Origin of the sequence: Isoptericola cucumis (assembly GCF_014635665.1) — a bacterium.
GTDB lineage: Bacteria > Actinomycetota > Actinomycetes > Actinomycetales > Cellulomonadaceae > Isoptericola > Isoptericola cucumis.
Genome location: NZ_BMDG01000011.1, coordinates 46,665 through 73,388 on the forward strand (window position 1 = coordinate 46,665; position 26,724 = coordinate 73,388).

Annotated in this window: 22 protein-coding genes; 11 read left to right on the forward strand and 11 right to left on the reverse strand. The window is 72.3% G+C overall.

Annotation, left to right across the window (positions count from 1 at the left end; all coding sequences use genetic code 11):
* Positions 1-5: 5 nt before the first annotated feature.
* Both IEW03_RS15485 and IEW03_RS15490 read right to left on the reverse strand, forming a co-directional pair.
* Positions 6-1,238: an MFS transporter gene (locus IEW03_RS15485; protein WP_229738219.1), complete on the reverse strand. Its 1,233-nt coding sequence runs from the start codon at positions 1,236-1,238 to the stop codon at positions 6-8.
* Between the two features lie 135 nt (positions 1,239-1,373).
* Complete coding sequence (locus IEW03_RS15490) at positions 1,374-2,867, reverse strand: CCA tRNA nucleotidyltransferase (protein ID WP_268236098.1); 1,494 nt, start codon at positions 2,865-2,867, stop codon at positions 1,374-1,376.
* Between the two features lie 128 nt (positions 2,868-2,995).
* On the opposite strand from IEW03_RS15490, the gene IEW03_RS15495 reads away from it, so the two are divergent.
* The 6 genes from IEW03_RS15495 (at position 2,996) to trxA (ending at position 11,489) form a co-directional block, all read left to right on the forward strand.
* Positions 2,996-3,682: an NUDIX hydrolase gene (locus IEW03_RS15495; protein WP_188524609.1), complete on the forward strand. Its 687-nt coding sequence runs from the start codon at positions 2,996-2,998 to the stop codon at positions 3,680-3,682.
* A 10-nt stretch (positions 3,683-3,692) separates the two neighbouring features.
* Positions 3,693-5,984, forward strand: a complete 2,292-nt coding sequence (locus tag IEW03_RS15500; RefSeq protein WP_188524610.1) for a DUF6049 family protein — start codon at positions 3,693-3,695, stop codon at positions 5,982-5,984.
* Positions 5,981-7,873, forward strand: a complete 1,893-nt coding sequence (gene murJ / locus IEW03_RS15505) for a murein biosynthesis integral membrane protein MurJ (protein ID WP_229738221.1) — start codon at positions 5,981-5,983, stop codon at positions 7,871-7,873. Before IEW03_RS15500 ends, murJ begins: the two co-directional genes overlap by 4 nt.
* A 142-nt stretch (positions 7,874-8,015) precedes the next feature.
* Entirely contained in the window at positions 8,016-9,950 is a 1,935-nt protein-coding gene (locus IEW03_RS15510) for a protein kinase family protein (protein ID WP_188524611.1), read from the forward strand.
* A 114-nt stretch (positions 9,951-10,064) separates the two neighbouring features.
* Positions 10,065-11,126, forward strand: a complete 1,062-nt coding sequence (gene trxB, locus IEW03_RS15515) for a thioredoxin-disulfide reductase (protein WP_229738223.1) — start codon at positions 10,065-10,067, stop codon at positions 11,124-11,126.
* Between the two features lie 30 nt (positions 11,127-11,156).
* Complete coding sequence (trxA, locus tag IEW03_RS15520; RefSeq protein WP_188524612.1) at positions 11,157-11,489, forward strand: thioredoxin; 333 nt, start codon at positions 11,157-11,159, stop codon at positions 11,487-11,489.
* Positions 11,490-12,284: 795 nt separating this feature from the next.
* On the opposite strand, the gene IEW03_RS20585 is transcribed toward trxA, so the two are convergent.
* The 9 genes from IEW03_RS20585 to rpmH all read right to left on the reverse strand — a co-directional run bounded on the left by IEW03_RS20585 (position 12,285) and on the right by rpmH (position 20,113).
* Entirely contained in the window at positions 12,285-12,407 is a 123-nt protein-coding gene (locus IEW03_RS20585) for a hypothetical protein (RefSeq protein WP_268236100.1), read from the reverse strand.
* A gap of 1,647 nt (positions 12,408-14,054) precedes the next feature.
* Positions 14,055-15,488: a ParB/RepB/Spo0J family partition protein gene (locus tag IEW03_RS15525; RefSeq protein ID WP_188524613.1), complete on the reverse strand. Its 1,434-nt coding sequence runs from the start codon at positions 15,486-15,488 to the stop codon at positions 14,055-14,057.
* A 100-nt stretch (positions 15,489-15,588) separates the two neighbouring features.
* A complete protein-coding gene (locus tag IEW03_RS15530; RefSeq protein WP_188524703.1) occupies positions 15,589-16,542 on the reverse strand; it encodes a ParA family protein in 954 nt (317 codons plus the stop codon).
* A gap of 405 nt (positions 16,543-16,947) precedes the next feature.
* Positions 16,948-17,610: a 16S rRNA (guanine(527)-N(7))-methyltransferase RsmG gene (gene rsmG / locus IEW03_RS15535; RefSeq protein WP_188524614.1), complete on the reverse strand. Its 663-nt coding sequence runs from the start codon at positions 17,608-17,610 to the stop codon at positions 16,948-16,950.
* A 144-nt stretch (positions 17,611-17,754) separates the two neighbouring features.
* On the reverse strand, positions 17,755-18,270 hold the full coding sequence (locus IEW03_RS15540) for a Jag family protein (RefSeq protein WP_188524615.1): 516 nt from the start codon (positions 18,268-18,270) through the stop codon (positions 17,755-17,757).
* A 26-nt stretch (positions 18,271-18,296) separates the two neighbouring features.
* Positions 18,297-19,232, reverse strand: coding sequence for a membrane protein insertase YidC (yidC, locus tag IEW03_RS15545; RefSeq protein ID WP_188524616.1), 936 nt, complete (start codon positions 19,230-19,232; stop codon positions 18,297-18,299).
* A 57-nt stretch (positions 19,233-19,289) separates the two neighbouring features.
* Entirely contained in the window at positions 19,290-19,607 is a 318-nt protein-coding gene (gene yidD, locus IEW03_RS15550; RefSeq protein ID WP_188524617.1) for a membrane protein insertion efficiency factor YidD, read from the reverse strand.
* On the reverse strand, positions 19,604-19,972 hold the full coding sequence (gene rnpA / locus IEW03_RS15555; protein WP_188524618.1) for a ribonuclease P protein component: 369 nt from the start codon (positions 19,970-19,972) through the stop codon (positions 19,604-19,606). Before rnpA ends, yidD begins: the two co-directional genes overlap by 4 nt.
* A gap of 3 nt (positions 19,973-19,975) precedes the next feature.
* Positions 19,976-20,113 (reverse strand): 50S ribosomal protein L34, encoded by a 138-nt coding sequence (gene rpmH / locus IEW03_RS15560; RefSeq protein WP_068205264.1) that lies wholly within the window; start codon positions 20,111-20,113, stop codon positions 19,976-19,978.
* Positions 20,114-20,525: 412 nt separating this feature from the next.
* Between rpmH and dnaA the strand changes: the two genes are divergently transcribed.
* From dnaA to IEW03_RS15585, 5 genes are all read left to right on the forward strand, one after another.
* The gene (gene dnaA / locus IEW03_RS15565; RefSeq protein WP_188524619.1) at positions 20,526-21,944 is read left to right on the forward strand and encodes a chromosomal replication initiator protein DnaA; all 1,419 of its coding nucleotides are present in this window, start codon (positions 20,526-20,528) and stop codon (positions 21,942-21,944) included.
* 675 nt (positions 21,945-22,619) lie between these two features.
* Positions 22,620-23,753, forward strand: a complete 1,134-nt coding sequence (gene dnaN, locus IEW03_RS15570) for a DNA polymerase III subunit beta (RefSeq protein ID WP_188524620.1) — start codon at positions 22,620-22,622, stop codon at positions 23,751-23,753.
* A gap of 50 nt (positions 23,754-23,803) precedes the next feature.
* Positions 23,804-24,736 (forward strand): phosphogluconate dehydrogenase (NAD(+)-dependent, decarboxylating), encoded by a 933-nt coding sequence (gene gnd / locus IEW03_RS15575; protein ID WP_188524621.1) that lies wholly within the window; start codon positions 23,804-23,806, stop codon positions 24,734-24,736.
* Positions 24,737-24,751: 15 nt separating this feature from the next.
* On the forward strand, positions 24,752-25,954 hold the full coding sequence (gene recF, locus IEW03_RS15580) for a DNA replication/repair protein RecF (RefSeq protein ID WP_188524622.1): 1,203 nt from the start codon (positions 24,752-24,754) through the stop codon (positions 25,952-25,954).
* Positions 25,944-26,657, forward strand: coding sequence for a DciA family protein (locus IEW03_RS15585; RefSeq protein WP_229738228.1), 714 nt, complete (start codon positions 25,944-25,946; stop codon positions 26,655-26,657). The genes recF and IEW03_RS15585 overlap by 11 nt, the downstream gene beginning before the upstream one ends.
* Positions 26,658-26,724 lie beyond the last annotated feature (67 nt).

Sequence of the window (26,724 nt, forward strand, 5' to 3'; positions counted from 1 at the left end):
CGCCGTCACCTCCGGCCGGGCACGTCAGGGGCCGTCGACCGCTCGGTCGGCGGCCCCTGACGCATCCCGGCGACCCGGAAGGCCGGCGCCAGGGCGGCCACCACCAGCGCGAGGACGGCCGGCACCGCGAAGGCCCAGCGCAGGCTCGCCACCTCGGCCACGGCTCCGATCAGCCCCGCGCCCAGCACGAACCCGACGTAGTTGAACAGGTTGACGCGCGCCACGGCTGCCCCCGACCCGTCCGGGTCGAGCCGGCCCGCCACCGAGAACGCGAGCGGCACGACCACGCTCAGCCCGAGCCCGGTCGCGGCGAAGCCCACGACGGCGGCCCACGGCGCCGGCGCCACCGCGACCAGCGTCAGCCCGGCGGCGCCGAGCAGCCCGCCCGCCAGCACCGGGAGCACGGGCCCGAACCTGGTCACCGGGCGGTCGGCGGCCAGCCGGCCCACCATCTGGCTGCCCAGGTAGGCCGCGAGGCCGAGGGGTGCGACGTCGGCCGCGCCGTCCAGCGCGTCCTCGATGTACTTGGTGGACCAGTTCGACGCCGCCGAGTCGGCGAGGTAGACGATCGTCACCGCGATCCCCACCAGCAGCAGGGGGCGCCAGGGCACCCCGCCCGCGGCGCCGCCGGCCACGGCGACAGGTTCTCCGGCCTCCGCCGCGCGCGGCAGGAGCAGCGGACCCGCCGCCACGTCGACGACGACGGCGACCGCCGCCACCAGCCCCAGCCCGGCGACGAGCGACCAGCCGAGCGAGTGCGCGAGCACCGCCGCCAGCGCCCCGAGGATGCCGCCCACGCTCCACGCGCCGTGGAACGAGCTCAGCAGGCTGCGGCCGTAGCGCCGCTCGACGGCGACACCCTGGAGGTTCATCGTCGCGTCCACGACGCCCAGCAGCAGGCCCACCACCGCGACCACCGGGTAGAGCATGGCGACCGACGGCGCCAGCCCGGTGGCGAGGATCGCGACGGCGACCAGCGGCCCGCCCAGCCGCAGCAGGACGGCGCTGCCCGTGCGGGGTGCGAGCGCGCCCGCCAGCACGCTGCCTGCCCCCGCGACGACGGGTACCGCGAGCAGCACCAGCGTGAGGGTCCCGTCGGACATCCCCAGCCCGCGCTGCAGCGTCGGCACCTGGGCGAGCAGCCCGGCGAAGCACATGCCCTGGACGAGGTAGAACGCCGTCGCCCCGGCGCGAGCCCTGCGGTCGGTCGCTCGGTCGGTCGCTCGGTCGATCCCCACGGGCGCACCCTCCGGCGTCGGCGGCCGCACCGTCGCGGCCGCGCCCACCCTACTCAGCGAGCGGCCCGGCGCCAGGGGGCAGGGGCCAGGAAGGAGGCCAAGGAGAAGGGGGCGAAGGAGAAGGCGAGGACCCGCTCAGGCCTGGCGGGCGGCCCACCAGGCCCGGAGCTCCGCGGTCGCGGCGTCCTCGCCGAGGGGTCCGCGCTCCATCCGCAGCGCGAGCAGGTGCTGGTAGGCCGCGCCGACGTCCCGCCCTGGCGGGATGCCGAGGATCGTCATGATCTGCGTGCCGTCGAGGTCGGGCCGGATGGCGTCGATCTCCTCCTGCTCGCGCAGCGCGGCGATGCGGTTCTCCAGGTCCGTGTACGCGTCGGACAGGCGCTGCGCCTTGCGCCTGTTGCGCGTCGTCGAGTCGGCGCGGGTGAGGCGGTGCAGGCGTTCCAGCAGCGGCCCGGCGTCGGTGACGTACCGGCGCACGGCGGAGTCCGTCCACGCGCCGTCGCCGTAACCGTGGAAGCGCAGGTGCAGCTCGACGAGGCGCGCCACGTCCTTGACCACCTGCTTCTCGTACTTCAGGGCGCGGAGGCGCTTGGCGACCAGCTTCGCCCCCACCACCTCGTGGTGGTGGAAGCTCACGCCGCCGCCGGGCTCGAAGCGGCGCGTCGCGGGCTTGCCGACGTCGTGCAGCAGGGAGGCGAGGCGCAGCACCAGGTCGGGGGCGGGCACCGGGCCGTCGGGGCCGGTCTCCTGCGCGATCGCCTGCTCCAGCACGGTGAGGGAGTGCTGGTAGACGTCCTTGTGCCGGTGGTGCTCGTCGATCTCCAGCCGCAGGGCGGGCAGCTCGGGCAGCACGTGGTCGGCGAGGCCGGTGTCCACGAGCACCTCCAGCCCCGGGCGCGGCCGGGGCGCCAGGAGCAGCTTGCTGATCTCGGCCTGCACCCGCTCGGCGGAGACGATCTCGATCCGGGCCGCCATGTCGACGACCGCCTGCCGCGTCGCGGCCTCCACCGTGAAACCGAGCTGGGCGGCGAACCGCGCCGCGCGCATCATCCGCAGCGGGTCGTCGTCGAACGACCGCTCCGGCGCGATCGGCGTGCGCAGCACGCCGCGGGACAGGTCGGTCAGCCCGTCGAACGGGTCGACGAACGTGAGGTCGGGCAGGCGCACCGCCATCGCGTTGACCGTGAAGTCGCGTCGCGACAGGTCGCCGTCCAGCGTGTCGCCGAACGCGACGACGGGCTTGCGCGACGCCGGGTCGTACTCGTCGCTGCGGTAGGTCGTGACCTCGACGACGACGTCGTCGGTGCCGCTCCCGCCACCGGCCCCGCCGCCGCGCGCGAACCGCCGCGCGCCGATGGTGCCGAACTCCTTGCCGATGTCCCAGTGCGCGTCGCCCCAGCGCGCCAGCAGCGCCTGCGTCTCGTCGGGGGAGGCCGACGTCGCGAAGTCGAGGTCGTTGCTCGCCCGGCCCAGGAAGGCGTCGCGGACGGGTCCGCCGACGAGGGACAGCTCGTGCCCCGCGGCACGGAACACCTCGCCCAGCTCCACGGCGGCCGGGGCCATCTCGGTCAGCACGGTGAGGGCGCGGCGCAGCAGGGCTGCGGGGGCGGGAGGCTCTGTGGTCGGCACGGCGTCCCATCCTCCCAGATGCGCCCCGCTGCCGCCGCGCGACCCCCCGCCCTGTGGCTCCCGGCGCGGGGCGCGGCGCACTGTGACCGGGCGTACGAGGGTTCCCGCGCACTCGGTAGGGTGGGCGCATGTCTTCCCCGGCACCGGTCCCCGGCCCCCGCAGGGGGCGCCCGGCCGCGCCGGTCCCCGTCCCTCCCGGCGGGCACCCCCTGCGGGTCGACCCCGCCCGGCTGGCGGGACAGCCCGGCGCTGCGCACCCGGGCGTCGTGGGTGCCACGCCGTCCGGGACGACGGCGCACCTGCCGGTCGTGGAGGAGACCTCCGCCGGCGGGCTCGTCATCGACACCACCCCCGACGGCCCGCAGGCCGCGGTGATCGTGCGGCGCAACCGCGGCGGACGGCTCGAGTGGTGCCTCCCCAAGGGCCACCTCGAGGGCGCCGAGACACCGGAGCAGGCCGCCGTCCGCGAGATCCGCGAGGAGACAGGCATCCTCGGCACGGTCCGCACCGAGCTGGGCGTCATCGACTACTGGTTCAGCGGGGAGGACCGGCGCGTGCACAAGATGGTGCACCACTTCCTCCTGCGCGCCGAGGGCGGCACCATCTCCGCCGAGGGCGACCCCGACGGGGAGGCGGAGGACGCCCTGTGGATCCCGGTCGCGGACCTGCCCGCCCGGCTGTCGTACCCGAACGAGCAACGGCTCGCCGCGATCGCCGGGCAGCTGCTGCGCCGTCGACCGGACATCGTCGCACCGGGCACCAGCGCACCGGGCGGCGAGGCCGCCGGTTCCGTCGACCCCGGCCCCGTCGAGTGAGGCCCGCCGCGTGACCCTGTCCAGGACCGCGGGCGCCGTCGCTGCGCTCGTGACCTTCCTTGCCGCCCTGCTCGTGACCGCGCTCGTCACCGGCGGGATCGCGCTGCCGTCCGCCGACGCTCCCGCCGGCTCCGGCGGGAGCGTGGCGACCGACGACCCCGGGGCCACCGGGGTCCCGGCCAGCGCGCAGGACCTCCCCGCCACCCCGCCCGCGGCGCCGAAGGACGGCGAGGTGACGGTCGACCTCGTCGACGACGTGCCGTCGGTGGCCCGGCCGGGCGACACCGTGACCCTCACCGCCCGGGTGACGAACGGCCGCGACACCGCGCTCACCGGCGCCGAGCTGGAGCTCGGCGTCCACTGGCGGCCCGTCACGTCCCGCGACGAGCTCGCCGCCTGGGCCGAGGACGCCGACACCAGCACGGTCGCTCGCCAGCTCTCCGAACCGGTCGACCGGATCGCCCCCGGCGAGTCCGCCCGGGTCGAGCTCGAGCTCGACGTCGACGTCCTCGACCTGGGCTCCGACGCCGCCTGGGGGCCGCGGCAGATGTCCGTGCGGCTGAGCGACGACGGCGTCCCCGTCGACGTGCTGCACTCCTTCCTCGTCTTCGCGCCCGACACCGAGGCGGCGCCCGACCCGGTCGGTGTGAGCGTCGTCGCCCCCGTCACCGGGCCGGCCGTCGACCCGCTGGAGCCCGACGCCTACGCCGCCGAGCTCGCGGGGCTCACCGCCGACGGCGGCCGGCTCTCCGCCCTGGCCGACGCCGGCACCCCGGCCGGCTCGTCCCCCGGGATCACCCTGGCCGCCGACCCCGCGCTCGTCGCCGCGGCGAGCGCCGGCGACGCCACCGCGGCCTGGGCCACGCGGCTCACCGACGGCAGCGTCACCGAGGTGACCTCGTTGCCGGCCTTCGACCCCGACCTCGCCGCCGTCGCGCACGCGGACCTGTCGCCCGGCGAGACCGCGGCGGCCACGGACGCCGCCCTGCCCGAGGGCTGGCAGACGCCCGAGACGTGGTCCGGCACGCTCGCGTGGCCGCAGGGACGGCCCGACGTCGCCACGATGGCCGCGGCACGGGACACGTCCGCCGACCACGTGCTGGTGGGCGAAGGCCTGGCACCCGAGGGCGCCGCCCCCGCGTCCGCGCGGACGGCGGTCACCACGCCGGGGGGCAAGGTCTCGGCCCTCGTCGCCGACCGCCACCTGTCCGACGTCGTCGGCGGCATCACCGACGACGCGGCCGCCCCCACCGCGACCGAGGCAGCGCAGCGCCTCCTCGCCGACACCGCGCTGCTCGCTTCCCAGGCCCAGGAGGTGCGCGACGACGACGCGGCCGCGCTGCACGTGCTCGCGGCGCTCCCGCGCGAGTGGTCGCCCGACGCGACGACGCTGCACCGTGTCCTGGAGATGCTCGACTCCTCCGGCTGGTCCGACGTCGTCCCGCTGGCAGAGACCATCGACACCCCCGCGTCCCGGACCCCGCGCACGGGCCTGCCCGGCAAGGACGTCGCCCCCGGCGAGCTGGCGCCCTCCGCGGTGCGCGAGCTCTCCGCCGCCCAGCGCGCCGTGGCCGACTTCGCCACCGTCGCGACCGACCCGGCGGAGCTCGCCGGCGACGTCCGACGGTCCCTCACGGCCCCGCTCGCGGTCGCGTTCCGGTCGGCCCCGGACACGCGCGACGACGCCGTCCGGTCGGCGGTGACGCAGGCCGACGAGCTGCGCCAGGGGATCACCGTCGCCGAACGGTCCACCGTGACCCTCATCAGCGACACGGGCGAGCTGCCCGTCCTGGTCCGCAACGACCTGCCCACCGACGCCTCCGTCACCGTCGTGCTGCGCCCCGACGACCCGCGCCTCAAGGTCGAGTCGCGCCCCACCGTCGTCGTGCCGGCCGGGCAGTCCACCAACGTGCCCGTGCAGGTGCGCGCCATCGGCTCCGGCAACGTCGACATCCAGGTCGAGGTGCTGGCCCCGAGCGGGACGGCCGTGGCGGAGCCCGCGGACTTCTCGGTGCGGGTGCGGGCCGGATGGGAGACGGTGGGGACCGCGGTGGTCGCCGCGGCCATCGGGGTGCTCTTCCTCGCAGGGATCTGGCGTACGGTGCGACGGGGCCGCTCGCCGCGGCGCACCACCGGCGAGGAGGTCGAGCCGGCTGCGGCCCTGCCGGACGCCACGCCGCCCGGCGGTGTCCCGTCGTCCGCTCGCGGACTGTCGCCCGGCGCGACGCCGGTCTCCCCGTCCCCGTCCACCGAGCCCGGCCCGACCGACCGGTCCGTCCCCCCGGAGAACCATCACGCATGACGCCCGCCCGCAACGCCGACCACGGCAAGCGTCCGCCCCGGCACGCCCGCGCCGGGCGTCGGCGCGGGGCCGGTGCGTCGTCGTCCGTGAGGCCGGGCGCGGAGTCGGGCATGGCGGCCGCGGGCGCCGTGCCGGGCGCCGACGAGTCGGCGGCTCCCGCACCACCGGGACCTGACGACCCGGGCCACGAGGCGCCGGACGGCACGGAGCCTGGCGGCGAGACGGCGGGGTCGGCGGCGTCGGCCACCGACGGCGTGCGACGTGCCCGGCTGGGGCGCAGCTCGCTCGTCATGTCCCTGGGCACGGCCGCGTCGCGGGCGTCCGGGCTGGTCCGGTCGATGCTGCTCGTCGCGTGCGTGGGCGCCACCGGCACCGTCGCCGACGCCTTCGACATCGGCAACAAGCTCCCGAACATGCTGTTCGCGCTCATCTCGGCCGGGCTGCTGCAGGCGGTGCTCATGCCGCAGATCCTGCGCGCCATGAACGCCCCGAACTCCCGGGTGCGGCTCGACAAGCTCATCAGCCTCTCCGGGCTGGGGCTGCTGCTGCTCACGGCGCTGCTGGTCGTCGCCGCGCCGCTCATCGTCCTCGGCTTCACGCTCGGCGACGACTGGACCGCCGAGGGCCGGCACCTCGCCGTCGTCTTCGCGTACTGGTGCATCCCGCAGCTCTTCTTCTACGGCCTGTACATGCTGCTCGGCCAGGTGCTCAACGCGCGCGGGAAGTTCGGGGCCTACGGCATCGCCCCCGTCGCGAACAACGTGGTGTCGCTGCTCGGTTTCGGCGCGTTCCTCCTGGTCTGGGGCCGCGCCCCGGACCGGGGGATCTCGGACCTGTCCGCGTGGAGCACGTCGGAGACGACGGTCATGGGCGCGACGGCGACGCTCGGCATCGCCGCCCAGGCCCTGGTGCTCGTGTTCGCGCTGCGCAGCTCGGGCTTCGGCTGGCGGTTCCGGCTCGGCTTCCGCGGGATCGGGCTGCGCTCCGCCAGCAAGATCGTGGGCTGGACCCTCGGCGCCGTCGTCCTGGAGCAGGTGGGCGTCCTGTACCTCACGAACATCCTCGGGCAGGGCGCCCAGGCGGCGGTCCGCGCCGGGGAGGTCACCGCCGGCCCGGCCGCGTACACCCAGGCGATGACGATCTACCTGCTGCCGCACTCGCTCGTCGTGGTCTCCATCATCACCGTGCTGTTCCCGCGCATGACGGCTGCCGTGCACGCCGGCGACCTCGACGCCGTCCGCTCCGACATGTCCCTCGGCCTGCGCTCGGCCGGCATCTTCTCCGTCTTCTCCGCCGCCGTGCTCGTGGTCCTCGCCGTCCCGCTCACCGCCGCCCTGCTCCCCACCCTGGGCACCGACGGGGTCGGTGCCATCGCGCCCGTCCTGCGCGCCATGGCGGTCGGCATCATCGCGCTCGGCGCGACGGTCATGGTGCGCCGCATGTACTTCGCGTTCGAGGACGGGCGCAGCATCTTCGTCATCCAGGTCATCGCCACGGTCTCCCTCGTCGTGGCGCTCTGGGCGGCCGTCAGCGTGCTGCCCGTGGAGCTGTGGGCCGTCGCCGCGGGCGGGTCGTTCGCCCTGTCCACCTGGGTCTCGGTGCTGCTGCGCATCCGCGGCATGCGGCGCAAGCTGCACGGCATCGACGGCCCCCGGGTGATGCGCCTCTACGTGCGCGCCACGATCGGTGCCGTCGTCGCGGGTGGGCTCGGCTGGCTCGTGGTCCGCCTCATGGACGGCACGGACCTCACATCCTGGGGCCACGCACTGCTGGTCACGGCCGCCGGGGGCCTCGTCATGCTCGCGGCCTACGTCGGCGTGCTCAAGCTCCTGCGGGTCCGGGAGCTGGACGACGCCCTCGCCCCCGTCCTGCGCCGGCTGCGCCGATGACCCCACGGGTCCGGCGTCACCCTCTCGGCACCGCAGCGGTGACACCCCGTCGCGGTGCTGCCTCCCGAGCCGTCCCGCGCCCGTACCATGGTCCGATGGACCGGAGGACACCCTCCCCCCGAAACCCCACCGAGGAGACCAGGTGAGCACCGCCCTGCCCGGCACCGTCATGGTCGATCGTTACCGACTGTCGCAGATGGCCGCGTCCGACCTCGCCGCAGCCGAAGCCTGGGAAGCGCACGACCAGATCCTCGACCGCGCCGTCCGGGTCACCTTCATCGACGGCCCGCAGGCGTCCGCGGCGCTCGACGCCGCGCGCCGCGCCGCGCTCGTGTCCGACCCCCGGCTGAACCGGGTGCTCGACGTCGGCAGCACCGACCTGGGGTCGGGGCCGCGTCACTACATCATCAGCGAGCCCTTCCGCGGCCAGACCCTCACCGAGATCGTCTCCCACGGGCTGGTGGACGACCAGCAGGCCCGCGCCATCGTCGGCGAGGCCGCGGCCGCGCTCGAGTCGGCCGCCCAGCGCGGGGTGCACCACCAGGCCCTGCGCCCGGACACCGTGCGGGTCGACGGGCATCGCGTCGTCGTCACCGGGCTCGGGATCGACGCCGCCCTCGCCGGGCGCGACCACGGCCACGGCACCGCGGCCGCCGGTGACGCCGCGGCCGCCTCTGACGCCCGCAACCTCGTGGCCCTCGCCTACTACGCCCTGACCGCCCGGTGGGCCGGCGACTCCCTCGAGGAGCCCTGGGTCGCGCCGGACACCGTGCGGCCCCTCCCCGCCCAGACGGACGCCTCGGGGGTCGTGCCCGTGTCCACCCTGGTTCCCCACGTGGACCAGGGCCTCGACCAGCTCGTGCGCCGCACCTTCGGCGCAGGGTCCCCGGACGTGCCCACCGCGCCGAGCGACGTCGTGGCCGCGCTGGCGCCGTGGGGCGAGGTGTCAGTGGTCGCCGCGCTGCCGCAGTTCGTCCAGCCGTCCACCGAGCCGCCCGTGCGCTCGTCGGTGCTCGGCACGGTCCCGCCCGGCTCCGGCCGACCTGGCACCCCTCCCCCAGCGGCGCCCGTACGTCGTCCCGCGAGCGGCCGCATCGCCCGCGGCACCGCGGCGGGCGCAGCCGGCGCGGCGGCCGGTGCCGCCCTGGGCGGCGCGACGCAGTCGATGCCCCCTGCCGGTGACCCGACAGCGGCACAGCCCTCGTTCGGCGATCCTCAGGCGACCAGTGCGCTGCCCCCGCAGCCCCCCACGCCCGCAGAGCCCGGCTACGGGACCGCGGGATACGGAGCGGCACCCGGCGGCGCCACGCAGGTGCAGCAGCCCGTGCAGCCCGCCCAGCCCGCCCAGAACGGCCACGCACCGGTGCCGCCCCCGCCGCCGCCCAGCGGCCCCGAGGGCCGTCCCAGCACCGGGAGCTTCGCGTCCACCCCCGCCCCGCGTCGCCGCGGCGTCAACCCCACGCCGATCGTCCTCGGGCTCGTGATCGTGCTCGTCGTCGCCGGTGCGCTCTGGGCCTTCACCCGGGCGACGGACCCCTTCGAGCCCCCTATCGCCGAGAGCCCGTCCCCGACCGCCCCGGCACAGCAGGGCGGGTCCGACGGCGGCGAGACCACGACCGAGCCCGCACCGGAGGAGCCCACCGAGGTGCGGCCCGTCATCGAGTCGGGCGACCAGCTCGACCCCGAGGGCGGCGACCAGGCCGGGGAGCACCCCGAGGCGGTCGACCTCGCCTACGACGCCGACCCGTCGACGTTCTGGTACACGCGGCAGTACGCGTCGCCCCAGTTCGGCGGCCTGAAGACCGGCATCGGGTACGTCATCGAGCTCGAGGAGCCGGCACCGGTCTCGACCATCGAGCTGCGCACCAACTCCGAGGGCGGCAACGTCGAGGTGCGTGCCACGACCAGCGGCGAACCCACCAACGGAGACGTCCTCGCCTCCGGTTCCTTCAGCGGGACGACGAAGCTCGAGCTCTCCGAGGAGACCGTCGCCGACTCGTTCGTGCTGTGGGTCACGGAGCTCCCAGTGACGAACGGCAAGAACTACCTCGAGCTCAACGAGATCGTCATCTCGTGACCTGCTTCCCGTGCCGGCGGCGCGGGGCAGGCCCTTTCATGGCAGGGGAACATCGGCACCGCCCGAGGTGTTGAGCACGGTGCATCAGGGATCAGCAGACGAGCAGGAGACAGCGTGAGCGACAAGGTGACCGCAACGGCGGGCGAGACGACCATCCACGACATCGTCATCGTCGGCTCGGGCCCAGCGGGATACACCGCCGCCGTCTACGCCGCGCGAGCAGGTCTGGCGCCGGTGGTGGTGGCCGGGTCGGTCACCGCCGGCGGCGCACTCATGAACACCACCGAGGTCGAGAACTTCCCCGGGTTCCCCACCGGGATCCAGGGCCCCGACCTCATGGAGGCCATGCGCGAGCAGGCCGAGAAGTTCGGCGCCCAGGTCCTGTGGGACGACGTCGAGACGGTCGAGCTCGACGGGCCCGTCAAGACGATCGTCACCGGCGGCGGCGAGACCTTCCGCGCGCGTGCCGTGATCCTCGCGACCGGTTCGGCGTACCGCGAGCTCGGCCTGCCCGCCGAGAAGAAGCTCTCCGGTCGTGGCGTCTCGTGGTGCGCCACCTGTGACGGCTTCTTCTTCCGCGACCAGCACATCGCGGTCGTCGGCGGCGGCGACTCTGCGATGGAGGAGGCCACCTTCCTGACCCGGTTCGCGTCGAAGGTCACCGTCGTGCACCGCCGCGACTCGCTGCGCGCCTCGAAGATCATGGCCGACCGCGCCGCGGCCGACCCGAAGATCGAGTTCGCGTGGAACAGCGAGGTCGCCGGGATCACCGGCGACGACAAGGTCTCCGGCATCACGCTGCGCGACACCGTGACCGGCGAGGAGCGCGAGCTGGACGTCACCGGCCTCTTCGTCGCCATCGGGCACGACCCGCGCACCGAGCTGGTCAAGGGGCAGATCGAGCTCGACGACGAGGGGTACATCCTCGCCGAGGGCCGCTCCACCCGTACCAACCTGGCCGGCGTCTTCGCCTGCGGCGACGTCGTCGACCACACCTATCGTCAGGCCATCACGGCCGCCGGATCCGGGTGCTCGGCCGCGCTCGACGCCCAGGCCTACCTCACCACCGTGGCCGACGCCGCGGGTGAGCAGGACCTGGCCGGCACCGTCGACGTCCCGAACCCTGACGGGCTTCCCGCGGCGCTGGACGGCGCCCTGGACCCCGTCGCCCGCTGAACTTTCCGACACCGACCGAAGGAGCGAGTCATGGCAACCGTCGCCGTCACCGACGACACCTTCAAGGCCGAGGTTCTCGAGTCCGAGATCCCCGTCCTCGTGGACTTCTGGGCCACCTGGTGCGGCCCCTGCCGCATGGTGGCGCCCATCCTCGAGGAGCTGTCGGACGAGTACGAGGGCAAGGTCAAGATCGTCAAGCTCGACACCGACGCCAACCAGGCCACCACGATGGCCTACGGCATCACCTCGATCCCGACCCTCAACGTCTACTCCGGCGGCCAGGTCGTGAAGTCCGTCATCGGCGCCCGCCCCAAGCGCGCCCTGAAGGAAGAGATCGACGCGGTGCTCGCACCCAGCGCCTGATCCTCGGACCAGCCGTCGAGTCGGCCGGGTCTGTTTCACGTGAAACAGGCCCGGCCTTCGTCGTTCTCAGGACCAGGGGACCATCGCCCTGGGTCATGGGTGCCCGGGCCGGAGTCATGAGGGCCCGACCGGTATCGGCCGCGCTTCCGGCGCACCGTCTGCAGCGTGGCTGGTGAAGCCTCACGCATTTCTCACGGAGGCGCCTCGCTACTCCTCCCGGCTGTTCCTCCCGACCTCTCCTCCCCCGGCCACTCCTTCCCCGGCCCCTTTTTCCCCCAGCCGCGCCTCCCCTTTTTTCCTCGTTCTTTCGGCCGACGGCCCGCGCGGGCCGCGCTCCCATCGAGGGCGCCACCCTCCTCCAAGTCCCCCGCCCGGCGCTCCAGCCGATGGGCTGACCTGGACACGACGACCAGCGCCACCCCGAGGATGAAATCGGGGACGCGGGACATGCTGCCGCCCGTCGGGCCCTGCTCGAGGTTTGCCCGCACGCGAGGCGCATGGGACTGCGCCGGTTCCAGCTGGATATATGCGGATATTCCCCCACGACTGTGTCGCGGGACTGAACGACGCCCGATCGAGCAAACCTCGGCGGCTTCGACCGAGCCCTCCAGGAAGACCGGAACGCACTAGATCGCACCGCATCGCACCGGAAATGTTCCCCGGTGGCTCGACTACTCCCCCGGACACGGGAACCGAGAGCAGTCAGCGCCCCGGCACCCGGCACCCGGCCCAACGATGCACACCCGCGGACATCGCGCCCGGACATCCCGCCGACCTTGTCCCACGGTTCCGGTTTCACTGCCGCCGCGCGGTGCTGCCCATGCGTTGTGCCCACACCTGGTCGCCGAGCGACTTCGCCGCGTGCCAGTACTGGAGCATGTGCGCCGCCATCCGTTGAGCCCCGGGCCCTTCTCCCATGCCCCTCCCCTCTCTCTCCCCACGCCTCGCGCCACGTCCCGCCCGACGCTCTCGACAAGAGCTCCGCAACCTGGTGTGTGAGACCGGCCCACATCCCGCCATCCCCTTCGGACGGGACTCTGCGACCTGGTGTCGGAGCGGATCACATCCCCGTCCAGACGACCTCCCGGCGAGATCCACTCATATAGGCCTCGGCTCCCCCGCGCCCGGGCCCCGCCGCTGGCGTGCCGCGAGGTCCGGGTCGCCTGGTGCCGCCTGTGGCCCGGCACAGTTCTCGGCGTCGCCCGAGCACGTGGCTCCCCCGTCTGGAGCTGCGGTTGACCCTGCGCTCCACCTAGCAGCCGAATCGCCACCTCCCTGCGCGCGCCGGTAGAGAGCGGGTCGACGACCCGTGCTGCTGCCGGGGTTCGCGGGCGTGGCGCGCACTCTCGCCTGCGCCACCGACCAGGGCGCATCGATCTGCACGCCCCAGTCCGCACGGCACGAGTATCCGGTCGTTCTCGGAGGTCACGGCCCCGTGTGCCGGACGCCGTGCCGCGCTCACCGCCGACCGGATGCACCCACGCTCAAGGGGCCACCAGGTGCGGCGTGGCGTACGTACGAGGAGGCGGACCCCACTCCGCTCGTCAGGCCATGCGACTCCCGGAGGTCTTCTCGTTCGGATCGCCGTCCGGCAACATCGACCCCCTTCCCGGTCGTGCTGTCGAGGCCACGCCCCGCGGGCACCACAGACACGATGTCCCGTCGGCATACCGCGCCATTTCCGCTCGTCGCGAGCACGAGCACAGTGCAGCCCTGGAACGTTCCCGGCTGCCGACTGATGCATCTGAAGCTCTCACCCACCGTCGGAGGCCGGCACAGCAAGTGTCATGCGTGGCGCCGGATGATCGACTCCAGATCTCGCTCTGTCGTGCACCGAGGGCCCACCATCGGTGGAGCGCCCCTGCGGTTTCACGTGAAACGGCGCGCTCGCTTCTCCCGTGGTGGTGACGGCAGACCACGGTCATCTCGCGGCTGACTGGCGCCTTCGGCGGGACATCGCCGCCTGCTGGAGCCCCCGCCCTCAAGGTGCACGACGAGAACGACGCCGGGCGACCCGCTCGACTCCGAGGCCTCACCCGACGGGTGCCCCGCCAGTCCAGGACAGTCAGGCACCGCCTGGGTGGCTGTGCCGCCAAGGCCTGGTGGGACCGAGCGTGACGCCCCGGGCGACCGGGGCGGGAGACAACCACGATTGCCCAGGGGCACGGGCGTTGCAGGGCCTCCCATCCCCCACCTGACCAGCAACGTTGGCGACTGACCACAAGAAATGACCGCCTAGCTCTCCCTCCGCTGACAAGGAACGAGGGCGTACGAGCGCCGTACGGGCTGCCATCGTGAGCTCCTCGATGTTCAGCCCCGCCAGGCACTGCCCAAAGTGCGCCGAACGTGTATGGCGACCCGGCCCCCGCCATGTCCCGAAGCCCTCGTTCGGAGCGTCGGTCGAGGAGTTGAGCGGAGCGTCGGTCGAGGAGTTGAGCGGACCGGCGCGTGGGCGTCCGGGTTCGTTGAGCACCTCCAGGTGAGCGTTTGCGACGACCCACGCGACAAACCACAGGGGCCGCCGGACGTTTCACGTGGAACGTCCGGCGGCCCCTTGGCCTCGTGTCAGCGGCGCAGCAGCCCGGGGTCCTCCGGCGCGATGACCTCCAGGATGCGATTGAGGTCGTCGACCGAGGCGAATTCCACCGTGAGTCGTCCCTTCGACTTGCCGAGATTGACCTTCACACGTGTCTCGAACCGATCGGAGAGACGCGACGCCAACTCGTCCATCGCCTCGCTGCGCTGACCGGCGCGCGGTGCCCGCCGCGCCGCCTTCTCGGCGTCACCGCTGGTCAGGAGGGTGACCACCTCTTCGGTCGCCCGCACCGAGAGCCCTTCGGAGACGATCCGCTGCGCCAACCGTTCGATCTCGGCACCGTCGGACAGCCCGAGCAGTGCACGCGCATGGCCCGCTGAGAGCACCCCGGCCGCCACCCGGCGCTGGACCAACGGGGGCAGCTTCAACAGCCGCAGGGTGTTGGAGATCTGCGGCCGCGACCGTGCGATCCGACCCGCCAGCTCCTCGTGCGTGCATCCGAAGTCGTCGAGAAGCTGACGGTACGCCGCTGCCTCCTCAAGCGGGTTCAGCGCGGCCCGGTGCAGATTCTCCAGGAGCGCGTCGCGGAGCATGTCCGAGTCCTCGGTGGACCGGACGATCGCAGGGATCGCATCCAGCCCTGCCGCCTGCGCGGCGCGCCACCGACGCTCCCCCATGATGAGCTCGTAGCCGTCGGGCCGGTCCTTGTCGGGGCGGACCACGATGGGCTGCAGGACGCCGATCTCCGAGATCGAGGCCACCAGCTCGTCGAGCTCACCGTCATCGAAGACGGTTCGTGGCTGCCAGGTGTTCGGACGAATGGAGTCGACCAGGACCTCGGCGAAATGCGCCCCAGGGACCGGGACAAGCTCTGTTTCACGTGAAACAGAATCGTCAGTACCCGCATCGACCTGCGTGGTCGGCTCATCGTCCTGTCCAGAACCGGACTCAGGCTCGGACGGCGCTTCCGGCACGTCCGTTGCGGCGGCGGATCCATCGGTCTCCGACACGGTGATGCGCGTGATCACACCGAACGGGGAGTCGGTCCCCCTGTTCCCCGACGGCGTAGAGGCTCCGTCGTCTTCGTTGACGTCCGCGCCCACGCTCGAGTCGAGGATGGCATCTACGCTGGTCAGGCCGCCGGTCGGCGCTGCGGTCTCCGCCGGTGCCAGGTCCGTCGGGTCGAGTCGTGAGCCGTCCGCGCCCGTGCGGATGCTCAGGCGTCCGCCGGCGATCGCGGAGTCCCAGGACGCGGTGCGTGCCTTCGTGCGCGGCTGGCCGTCACCGTTCTCGCGGTCCTCGGAGCCTTCGTCGGGGCGGTCCGCCACCGCGGTCGCCGACGTCTTACCGCTCCCGGACTTCTCCGACGCCGGGAAGAACACGTCGACAGGGCGGTCAGTCTCCGGACCAGAGGGGATCAACGCACCCAGCCCGCGGCCGAGACCGCGCTTCTTCTGACTCATGCTCGTGCCTCCTGCACCGTGGGGTGCTGCGACCCCGTCGTCGTCTGTCCAAGCTTCCGGGCATGCGAGCGGCGATGCCGGTCCCCGCCGCTGGAGCGCATCACTGCAGGTGAGCGCGCTTTGGTGCGCGCTCCGCCAGCTCTCGAGCCGCTTCCAGGTACGCCAGTGCACCCGTCGAGCTCGGATCGTAGGTCATGACGGTCTGCGCATGGCTCGGAGCCTCCGAGATCCGCACGGACCGTGGGACCGTCGTTCGGAGGGTCTGTTCCGGGAAGTGCTCACGCACCTCCGCCGCAACTTGCTGAGCGAGGTTGGTCCTGCCGTCGTACATCGTGAGGAGGATCGTCGACACGCGCAGCTCAGGGTTGAGATGTGCCTTGATGAGCTCGATCGTCTTCAGCAGCTGGCTCAGCCCTTCCAGCGCGTAGTACTCGCACTGGATCGGAATCAGCACCTCGCGGCCGACCACGAAGGCGTTGAGGGTCAGCAGTCCGAGACTCGGGGGGCAGTCCACGAGGACGTAGTCGATCTGCGGCTCACCCTGCGCGACGCGCTTCTCCAGGTACGAGTCCAGCGCCCGGCGAAGCCTCGTTTCACGTGAAACCAGCGAGACCAGCTCGACCTCGGCGCCAGACAGGTCGATGGTGGCCGGCACTCCGTAGAGTCCGGGAACCTCAGGGCACTCCTGGATCGTGTTCTCCAGCGGCTCGCCCTCGATCAGCACTTCATAGATCGATGGAGTCCCCGCGCGGTGCTCGATCCCCAGCGCGGTCGAGGCGTTCCCCTGTGGGTCGTTGTCGATGACGAGGACGTTCAGCCCTGACTGGGCGAGGCCGGCGGCGAGGTTCACCGTGGTGGTCGTCTTGCCGACGCCACCCTTCTGGTTCGCCACCGTGATGACGCGAGTCTGATCAGGCTTGGGGAACTGGCGACCCTGGAGGTCGATGCGTCGGCGCGCGTCGATCGCCAGCTGTGCCGCCAACGGCGTCGAGTCGTCCGCGACCGGAACGGACGCCACGAGGGCTGCGCGGTGGGCGTCGATACCCGGGGGCAGCCCGCCGTCGGCCCACTCGAGGTGCGGCCGTGTTTCACGTGAAACAGCACGATCTGCCGACGGGAACTCGCCGCCCCGAGGGGCGTCGTCGACGTGTTCCGTGCTGGTGCTCACGTGCCACTCCTCCGGTTCGTCACCTACTGCCGCCAGGATCCGGCGTCTCGAAGAGACGAGTCGCCTCCAGGCTCCGCGCTCACTCTACGGTGTGGCACCGACCCGGTCTGCCCGAAACTCCGTCCTGTCGGCAACCCGCCCGATCCGGGATCAGGCAGGCGTCCGAGTCGGCCGACCGAAGTGGACCTCAACGGGCCCGACGCCCTTGTCCGGCTCGCACCGCTGCAGGTCACGCCCGGCGCGCGGCGGAAACCGTCCACTCCTGGCCGTCCCTGGGAAAGCGGGCCAGGGTCAGCCCCGGCGAACCCGCAGGATGGTGGTGGGCTCGACCCCGTCGACCGTCACCCCGTCGAGCAGCTCTGGCTCCGAACACCGGAAGGAGCGCAGGACCTTGCGGGCCGGCTCGATCTCCTGGGCGACATTTCGTCCCTTGAGCACCACCATCTCGCCGCCGGGCCGCGCGAGGGGAAGGCTCATCCGGGCCAGCTTCGACAGCGCTGCGACTGCTCTCGACGTGACGACGTCCACCTCGAACGCGCCGTGGAACTCTTCCGCCCGGCCACGCTTGACCTGGACGTTGTCCAGCCCGAGGTCGCCGCTGACCTCGGTGAGCCACGCGGTGCGGCGCTCCATCGGCTCGATGAGATAGACCTCGGCCTCGGGACGCATGGCGGCGATGACGATGCCCGGCAGGCCCGCGCCCGAGCCGACGTCGGCAATGCTGGTTGCCGCTGACAGGTACGGGAGGACCGCCGCGGAGTTCAGGAGGTGGCGCTCCCACAGGCGGGGCACCTCCCGCGGGCCGATGAGCCCACGCAGCTCACCCTCAGCCTGCAGCCGATCCGCGAAGCCCGCGACGACGTCGTATCGGTCGCCGAACAGGGCGCGCACCTGATCGCTCGCTCCCAGCTCGACGTCCGCCTGCCGGTCGGGCTCCTGCTCCTGCTCCGCCATCACTACTCTCCTCCTCGGGCCGCCGTCGCCGTCACGCCGGCGGCCGCTCGTCCTGCCGGGGCCCCCACGACACGGAGGACGCCCCGGCCTGTCCAGCACGAAGGCCCGTCGTTTCACGTGAAACGACGGGCCCTCGAGGACACGTCACTCAGAAGCCGTTGCCGGCTGGACCACGACGTAACGCTCCGGCTCCACGCCGCGCGAGTCGCTCACGAGACCGGCGTCCGCGACGACGTCGTGCACGACCTTGCGCTCGAACGCGTTCAGGGGGTCGAGCTCGAGCTCCTCCCCCGTCTCGCGGACCTGTGCCACCGCACGCTCTGCCAGCTCCGTGAGCTCGAGACGCCGAGCGGCCCGGAAGCCCGCCACGTCGAGCATGAGCCGGCTCCGCTCCCCCGTCCGCGTCTGGACTGCCAGGCGGGTCAGCTCCTGGAGCGCCTCCAGGACCTCGCCGTCACGACCGACCAGCGCCGCGAGCGAGTCCTGCGGCTCGGCGACCACCTCGACCGCGGCGCGGTCGTGGCGGATGTCGAGGTCGATGTCCCCGTCGAGGTCGGCGATATCGAGAAGCTCTTCGAGGTAGTCGGCCGCGACCTCCCCCTCCTCCTCGAGGCGGCGGGTGCGGTCCGGATCCTGTTCCACAGGCGTCTGCGTGCTCATGTCCGTCGTCATGGTCCTCTCGGTGCTCAGCGTCGCTTCTGCCGGTTCTTGCGCTTGGGCTGCTGCCGCTGGCCCTGCGGCTTCTCGGGCTCGGGCGCGGGCTCTGCCTCGATGGCACCCTTCGCCGCGGCCTTGCGCGCCTGCTTCTCCTTGAGCAGCCGCTCGGCCTCGGAGCCGGGCGCCGGCATCTTCTTGATCGTGTAGAACTGCTGCCCCATGGACCACAGGTTCGAGATGACCCAGTAGATCAGCACACCGACCGGGAAGTTCACACCCGAGATCAGGAAGATCACCGGGAGGATGTACAGCATCATCTTCTGAGTGCTGGCCATCGGCCCCTCGAGGGCGGCCTTCGGCATGTTCTTCATCGTCAGCTGGCGCTGCGTGAAGAACATCGTGGCGCTCATGATGATGATCAGCGCGATCACGACGACCCGCGCCGTCATGTCGTCGGTGGTACGGAACACGTCCGAGAGCTGCGCACCGAAGAGCGTCGAGGTCTCGATGTCACCGGCGATGCGCTGGTCGATCGGCCCGATGGCGTCGCGCGAGCCCTCCGCGATCGGCTGCAGGTTGTTGAGCACCCGGAACAGGGCGAAGAAGATCGGCGACTGGAGCAGGATCGGCAGGCACGACGCCATCGGGTTGGTGCCGTGCTTGCGGTAGAGCTCCATCGTCTCGCGGCCCATGGCCTCGCGGGACGCGGGATCCGTCTTGCCCTTGTACTTCTTCTGGACGGCCTGCAGCTCGGGCTGCATCATCTGCATGCCGCGCGAGGCCTTGATCTGCTTGAAGAACAGCGGGATCAGCGCGATACGGATCACGACGGTGAGCGCCACGATCGACAGCACCCACGCGAGGCCGGCCCCGTCCTGCATGCCGAGGGTGGTGAGGACGGCGTGCGACCCGTACATGATCCAGGCCACGACCCACTCGATGGGGTAGAGGATGGTGTCGAGCATCCCGATATGTCTCCTTGGTCGGAAAAGCTGATTTCCCGGCGGCGCGATCCGGGGAGGTCAGTGGCGAGGGGCGCCGCGGTGCTCGTGATCCGGCACGTCGTCGTGCGTGTGCTTCGGACGAGCAGGCGGCACATCGTCCACGCCACCAAGGCTCCAGGGGTTGCATCGCAGGATGCGCCACAGCGCGAGGCCGGTCCCCCGCAGCGTCCCGTGCGTACGGATCGCGATGATCGCGTACTGCGAGCAGGACGGGTAGTACTTGCAGGTGGGCCCGGTCAGCGGGGAGACGACTGCCTGATAGACACGAAGGATCCCGATCAGGACCGTGGTGGGGAGGTTGCGCAGTGCGTCGCGCCCCAGTGCCGGTGCGCTCATCGGCCGTGACCCGCGGGGGCGGTCAGGCGCCGGACCGCGCGCTCGACACAGCGGTCCAGGTCGCGATCAAGATCCGCGTACGTGGCTCCGGCGGACGGCGGGAGGGCGCGGACGACGACACGCGCCCCGGGAGGAAGCGCACCGAGGTGGCGCTGCGCGGAATGCCGCAGCCGGCGCTTCACCTTGTTCCGATGCACTGCGTTCCCCACGGCTTTGGATACGACAAGACCGACCTGTGGTGGACCATCCTCCTCCGGATCGAGGAAGAGGTGGACCACCACGGTCGATCGTCCTGCACGCGTGCCGCGGCGCACCGCCCGTTCGAAGTCGACGGAACGGCGCAGTCGGTGCGCCGCAGGCAGCACGCGTCAGGCAGAGAGCTCGACGCGACCCTTGCGACGGCGGTTCGCCAGGATGGCGCGGCCGGCGCGGGTGCGCATGCGCAGCCGGAAGCCGTGGGTCTTGGCACGACGGCGGGTGTTCGGCTGGAAGGTCCGCTTGCTCACGAGGTACTCCAAGGAAAACGTCGGGGAGGCACACCGTCAGTTCCTCGACGATGCAGGGCTACAGGTCGGTGTGCGCCAGGGCGACGCAGGATGCCGACTGACCGGCCCGAGGACCGGCAGCCCGCATAAGGGCGCGCGAAAGGACCTGGACAGGCTGTCTGACGTTACGCCGCCGGGCCCCGTCAGGTCAAACCCGGGCCCCGGGCCTGCCCGCCGCCGGTTGGCTACGATGACGAGGACCTCACGCACCTCGGCGCGACGTCGCGCTCACTGCCCGGTACGGTCGTCCCCCACAGGGTTATCCACACCTTCCACAGCATGTGGACAACTGTGTGGACGGACGCCGATCGTGGCAGACTCGCGGCTTCATCGCCACCCGAACGACCATCCCTATCGACAAGGACGACAGCCCGTGGCCCAGCCGGACGAGAACATCACCGACGTCTGGGCGCACACCCTCGCCACGCTCGAGGCCAGGCCGGACATGACGGCCCGCCAGCTCGCGTTCATCAAGCTCGCGAAGCCGATGGCGATCCTCGACGACACCGTCTTCATCGCCGTCCCGCACGAGCAGACCCGCACGTACCTGGAGACGAGCGTGCGCGACCAGCTCGTCTCGGCGATGGCGTCGACCCTCGGCCGCGAGATCCGCTTCGGCATCACCGTCGACCCGGAGCTGAGCAGCGACAACCTCACGGGACCGTCGCAGGACTACACGGCTCCGCCGGTCGACCAGGACGTCCCGGACGAGCACGACGCGCCCGTGCTCCCCCCGAAGCCGAAGCCGTCGGCCGAGCCGACGCGGCTGAACCCGAAGTACATCTTCGAGACCTTCGTCATCGGGTCGTCGAACCGCTTCGCGCACGCGGCTGCGGTCGCCGTCGCGGAGGCTCCGGCCAAGGCCTACAACCCGCTGTTCATCTACGGCGACTCGGGCCTCGGGAAGACCCACCTCCTGCACGCCATCGGGCACTACGCGCACAACCTGTATCCCCACGTGCGGGTGCGGTACGTGAACTCCGAGGAGTTCACCAACGACTTCATCAACAGCATCGGCGAGGGGCGCGCCGGCGCGTTCCAGCGGCGGTACCGCGACGTCGACGTGCTCCTCATCGACGACATCCAGTTCCTGCAGGGCAAGGAACAGACGATGGAGGAGTTCTTCCACACGTTCAACGCCCTGCACAACGCCAACAAGCAGGTCGTCATCACCTCCGACGTCCCGCCCAAGCAGCTCAACGGGTTCGAGGACCGCCTGCGGTCCCGGTTCGAGTGGGGCCTCATCACGGACGTCCAGCCGCCGGACCTCGAGACCCGCATCGCCATCCTGCGCAAGAAGGCGGCCAGCGAGCGGCTCGACGTCCCGGCGGACGTCCTCAGCTACATCGGCTCGCGCATCTCCACCAACATCCGCGAGCTCGAGGGCGCGCTGATCAGGGTCACGGCATTCGCGAACCTCAACCGGCAGCAGGTCGACCTCGCCCTCGCGGAGATCGTCCTCAAGGACCTGATCACCGACGACGACACCGCGGAGATCACCCCGTCGATGGTCATCGCGCAGACGGCCGCCTACTTCGGGCTCACGATCGACGACCTGTGCGGGTCGTCCCGCTCGCGGGTGCTGGTCACGGCACGCCAGATCGCCATGTACCTGTGCCGGGAGCTCACCGACCTGTCGCTGCCCAAGATCGGCCAGCAGTTCGGCGGGCGCGACCACACGACCGTCATGCACGCGAACCGCAAGATCGCCGGCCAGATGGCCGAGCGGCGGTCCACGTACAACCAGGTGACCGAGCTCACCAGCCGGATCAAGCAGCAGCACCGCGGCTGACACGCCGACGTCCAGACCGGTCCGCTGGATCCCTCCGACGCCCCGCCGGGCCGCCATGTGCGTGCCCGACGGGGCGTTCGCGCGTTGTGGACGGGGGCGATCCACAGTTCTGCCCACAACGACGCCGGGAAGTTCCCGGCGTCCGCGCGTCGTCGTCCCCAGCCCTGTGGACCGACATGGTGGACAAATCGCTACCTGCCGCCCTCAGCGAGATGCACACCTGTGGACAACCCTGTGGACGGGTGTGGACCGACCGCCGGAAATCGTGGACGACGATCCCCAGATCGGTGGACGGCTGTGGGTACAGATCCCGTCGCCCACAGGTACGCCCGTTTCTCCACAGCCTCGCCCCCACCCGTCTCCACAGCAACGGCAGCGTTCTGACCTGCGCAAACACCGGTTTCCCCCAGATTCCACAACCCCGATGACGATGACGAACGATGTTCTAGAAGGAAATCCACCTCACCTTCATCAGGCCACGAGTGCCGGCCACCCGCTTTTGCGTGCCCTCCTCCACGACCCGGCTCACGAGCCCGCACCGAGCACGTGCCGAGGACGGTCCCACTCGCGTAGGGTTTGGCTCGGACGACCGCCCTGTCTCCCTGGCGCCGGCACCACGCGGCCCGGACGACAGCCGCGGCATCGTCCGTACCGACCGACAACTCGAGGAGTGGGATGAAGTTCCGGGTTGAGCGTGACGTCCTGGCGGAGGCCGTGACCTGGACGGCGCGCACGCTTCCCACGCGACCGCCGGCACCGGTGCTGGCGGGAGTCCGCATCGAGGTGGACACGGCGGGCACGATCGGGCTGTCCAGCTTCGACTACGAGGTGTCGGCACGGTCCGAGATCCCTGCCGAGGTCTCCGAGCCCGGCACGGTGCTGGTCTCGGGGCGGCTGCTCGCCGAGATCTCCCGTGCGCTGCCGCACAAGCCGGTGGACGTGACGCTCGAGGGCACCAAGGTCGTGCTGACCTGCGGCGCCTCGCGGTTCACGCTGCTGACGATGCCCGTCGAGGACTACCCCGCCCTGCCGGCCATGCCGGAGCTCAGCGGCACCGTCTCGGGCGACGCCCTCACGCACGCCGTGGCGCAGGTCAGCGTCGCCGCCAGCCGCGACGACACGCTGCCGCTGCTCACCGGTGTACGCATGGAGATCGAGGGCGAGCGGATCACGCTCATCGCGACCGACCGGTACCGTCTCGCGCTGCGCGAGCTCGTCTGGACGCCGGCGACCCCGGGCTACTCCGCGGTGGCGCTGGTCCGCGCGCGCACGCTGACCGACGTCGCCAAGTCGCTGGGCAGCGGCGGCGGCCTGGTCAACATCGGCCTGTCCACCGGCCAGGGGGTCGACCTCATCGGCTTCGAGGCCGGCGGCCGGCACACGACGTCGCAGCTCGTGGACGGCGACTACCCGCCCGTCCGCCGCCTGTTCCCGGACGCCACGCCCATCCACGCCGTCGTCGCCACCGGTCCGCTCATCGAGGCCGCCAAGCGCGTGTCCCTGGTCGCGGAGCGCAACACGCCCATCCGCCTGTCGTTCACCGACGGCCAGGTGGTGCTCGACGCCGGTCAGGGCGACGACGCACAGGCGTCGGAGGCCCTCGAGGCCGTGCTCGTCGGCGAGGACATCCAGGTCGCGTTCAACCCGCAGTTCCTGCTGGACGGGCTCGGCGCGCTCGGCACGGACTTCGTCCGCCTCTCCTTCACGCACCCGAACAAGCCCGTCGAGTTCACCGGCCAGGAGTCGCTGGACGGCGAGGACTCGTCGGACTACCGCTACCTGCTCGTGCCGATCCGCTTCGCCGGCTGACGCCCACCGCGCCGCCGTCCGTCGTCCACAGCCACCGCTCGGGAGGAACCATGGTCAGCCACATCGGTCTCGTCGGCCTGGGGAAGATGGGCCACAACATGCGCGAGCGGCTGCGCCGCGGCGGCATCGAGGTGACGGGTTACGACCCGCGCCCCGAGGTCAGCGACGTGGCGGACCTGGCCGCGCTGGTGGCGGCACTCCCCGAGGGGCGGCGCGTGGTGTGGGTCATGGTCCCGGCCGGTGACCCGACGCGTGGCGTCGTCCAGGAGCTGGGCGGCCTGCTGGCGACGGGCGACATCGTCATCGAGGGCGGCAACTCGCACTATCCCGAGGACCAGGCGCGGGCGGCGGAGCTCGCGGAGCGGGGCATCGGCTACGTCGACGTCGGCGTCTCGGGCGGCGTGTGGGGCCTGGACAACGGCTACGGCCTCATGGTCGGCGGTGACCAGGAGCTGGTCGAGCACCTCATGCCCGTCTTCGACGCGCTGCGTCCCGAGGGTCCTCGCGAGGAGGGGTTCGTGCACGCCGGCTCGGTGGGCGCGGGCCACTTCGCCAAGATGGTGCACAACGGCATCGAGTACGGGCTGATGCAGGCGTACGCCGAGGGGTACGAGCTGCTCGCGGCGAAGGACATCGTCACCGACGTCCACGGCACGATGAAGGCCTGGACCCGCGGCACGGTGGTGCGGTCGTGGCTGCTGGACCTCATGGTCAAGGCGCTCGAGGAGGACCCGGCGCTGCACGCGATCGACGACTGGGTGGACGACTCGGGCGAGGGCCGGTGGACCGTCGACGAGGCGATCGACAACGCGGTGCCGCTCCCGGTGATCTCGGCTGCCCTGTTCGCGCGGTTCGCCTCGCGTCAGCAGGAGTCCCCGGCGATGAAGGCGGTCGCCGCCCTGCGCCAGCAGTTCGGCGGGCACGCCGTACGGCCGGCCGGTCCGGCCTCCCCCGGCGGGAGCCCGCTCGAGCCTCCCGCCTGACCTGCGCAGGAGCCTATGTACGTCTCGCACCTGTCGCTGCTCGACTTCCGGTCCTACGCCGCGGCCGACGTCGAGCTTGAGCCCGGCCCCAACGCCTTCGTCGGCCGCAACGGCCAGGGCAAGACGAACCTCGTCGAGGCCATCGGCTACGTGGCGACCCTCGGCAGCCACCGCGTCGCCACCGACACGCCCCTGATCCGCGCCGGCGCCGAGCGCGCGGTGGTGCGCACCCGGATCGTGCGGGCCGACCGCGCGTCGACCGTCGAGCTGGAGATCACCGCCGGGAAGGCGAACCGGGCCCGCGTCAACCGCGGCCAGGCCGGCCGGGCGCGGGACGTGCTGGGCATCCTGCGCACGGTGCTCTTCGCCCCGGAGGACCTCGCGCTGGTCAAGGGCGACCCGGACGGCCGCCGCCGTTTCCTGGACCAGCTCGTCGTGCAGCTGCTGCCGCGCGCCGCGGGCCTGCTGTCGGACTACGAGCGCGTGGTGCGCCAGCGGTCGGCGCTGCTGAAGTCGCTGCGCGGCGCGCAGCGCGCGGGGAGCGCGCCCGACCTGACCACCCTCGAGGTGTGGGACGCCAAGGCCGCGCAGCTCGGCGCGCAGATCCTCACCATGCGCCTGGCTCTGGTGCGCGCCCTGCGACCCGAGGTCGCGGCGGCGTACGAGCAGGTCAGCGACGCGGACGGGGACGCCGAGCTCACCTACCGTGCGACAGTCGCCGAGGTGGACGGCGGCACGCACGCACCGCCCCCCGAGGAGCTCGAGAAGGCGATCCTCGCCGCGATGTCCGAGGTGCGCGCGCAGGAGGTCGAGCGGGGCGTGAGCCTCGTGGGACCGCACCGTGACGACCTCGTCCTGACGCTCGGCGGCCTGCCCGCGAAGGGCTACGCGAGCCACGGCGAGTCCTGGTCGTTCGCGCTCGCGCTCCGCCTCGCGTCGTACCGCCTGCTGGGCGGGGTCGGGGCGGACGCCCCCGTGTCCGCCACGGCGCAGGACGACGTCTTCTGGGACCCCGACCACGGTACCGACGCCGACCCCGTCCTCGTCCTCGACGACGTGTTCGCCGAGCTCGACGTGCGTCGCCGGGAACGGCTCGCGGAGCTGGTCGCCCCGGCCCGCCAGGTGCTCATCACCGCTGCCGTGCCCGAGGACGTCCCGGCGCAGCTGCTGGGCGCGCGGTTCGAGGTCACGCCGGGGCAGGTGCGTCGTGCGTCGTGACGTGCCGGACGACGGCGCGTCCCCGCGGGACGACGGGCTCGATGCCTGGGTCGATGCCTGGGTCGATGCCAGGGTCGATGCCGGGCTCGGTGTCGGCCCGGACCTCGAGCCCGACGATGAGCCCGACGACGACCCCGACGACGAGGCGCTGCCGGGCGGGCGGCGTCGCCGCGACGGCGACGTGCGACCCGTGCACCACCGCACGGAGCTCACGCCGGCCGTCGAGGTGGCGCGCGAGGCGCTGAACCGGGCCAAGGCGGCCGCCCGGGCCAAGGGCTTGCGTCCGGGATCGCCTCCGCGCCGCTCGCCGCTCGCCGAGCCGCACGCCCCTCGCAAGGGGCCGGGGGCGCGGGACCCGCAGCTCATGTCGGACGTGCTGGCCCGCCTGCTGCGCGACAAGGGCTGGACGTCGGACGTGTCCGTGGGCGGAGTCATCGGCCGGTGGCGCGAGGTGGTGGGCGACCAGGTGGCCGACCACTGCCAGCCGGAGACGTTCGAGGAGAAGGTCCTCGTCGTGCGCGCCGACTCCACGGCGTGGGCGACGCAGGTGCGCCTCCTGGTGCCGACGCTGCTGCGCCGGCTGGCGGAGGAGGTCGGCGAGGGCGTGGTGGAGCAGGTGACGGTGCTCGGGCCCGCGGGCCCGGGTTTCCGGCGCGGCCGACGGTCGGTGCGTGGCCCGGGGCCGCGCGACACCTTCGGATAGGCCGAGCACGGTCCTGACGATGACGAAGGGCGCGCCCGGCGATGCCGGACGGGCCCTTCGTCATCGT

Bases quoted from the DNA above. Each gene is read 5' to 3' on its own strand.
- IEW03_RS15495 (WP_188524609.1), top strand. From the start codon at position 2,996: ATGTCTTCCCCGGCACCGGTCCCCGGCCCCCGCAGGGGGCGCCCGGCC.
- murJ (WP_229738221.1), top strand. From the start codon at position 5,981: ATGACGCCCGCCCGCAACGCCGACCACGGCAAGCGTCCGCCCCGGCAC.
- trxA (WP_188524612.1), top strand. From the start codon at position 11,157: ATGGCAACCGTCGCCGTCACCGACGACACCTTCAAGGCCGAGGTTCTC.
- IEW03_RS20585 (WP_268236100.1), bottom strand. From the start codon at position 12,407: ATGGGAGAAGGGCCCGGGGCTCAACGGATGGCGGCGCACATGCTCCAG.
- IEW03_RS15525 (WP_188524613.1), bottom strand. From the start codon at position 15,488: ATGAGTCAGAAGAAGCGCGGTCTCGGCCGCGGGCTGGGTGCGTTGATC.
- rsmG (WP_188524614.1), bottom strand. From the start codon at position 17,610: ATGGCGGAGCAGGAGCAGGAGCCCGACCGGCAGGCGGACGTCGAGCTG.
- IEW03_RS15540 (WP_188524615.1), bottom strand. From the start codon at position 18,270: ATGAGCACGCAGACGCCTGTGGAACAGGATCCGGACCGCACCCGCCGC.
- yidC (WP_188524616.1), bottom strand. From the start codon at position 19,232: ATGCTCGACACCATCCTCTACCCCATCGAGTGGGTCGTGGCCTGGATC.
- yidD (WP_188524617.1), bottom strand. From the start codon at position 19,607: ATGAGCGCACCGGCACTGGGGCGCGACGCACTGCGCAACCTCCCCACC.
- dnaN (WP_188524620.1), top strand. From the start codon at position 22,620: ATGAAGTTCCGGGTTGAGCGTGACGTCCTGGCGGAGGCCGTGACCTGG.
- gnd (WP_188524621.1), top strand. From the start codon at position 23,804: ATGGTCAGCCACATCGGTCTCGTCGGCCTGGGGAAGATGGGCCACAAC.
- recF (WP_188524622.1), top strand. From the start codon at position 24,752: ATGTACGTCTCGCACCTGTCGCTGCTCGACTTCCGGTCCTACGCCGCG.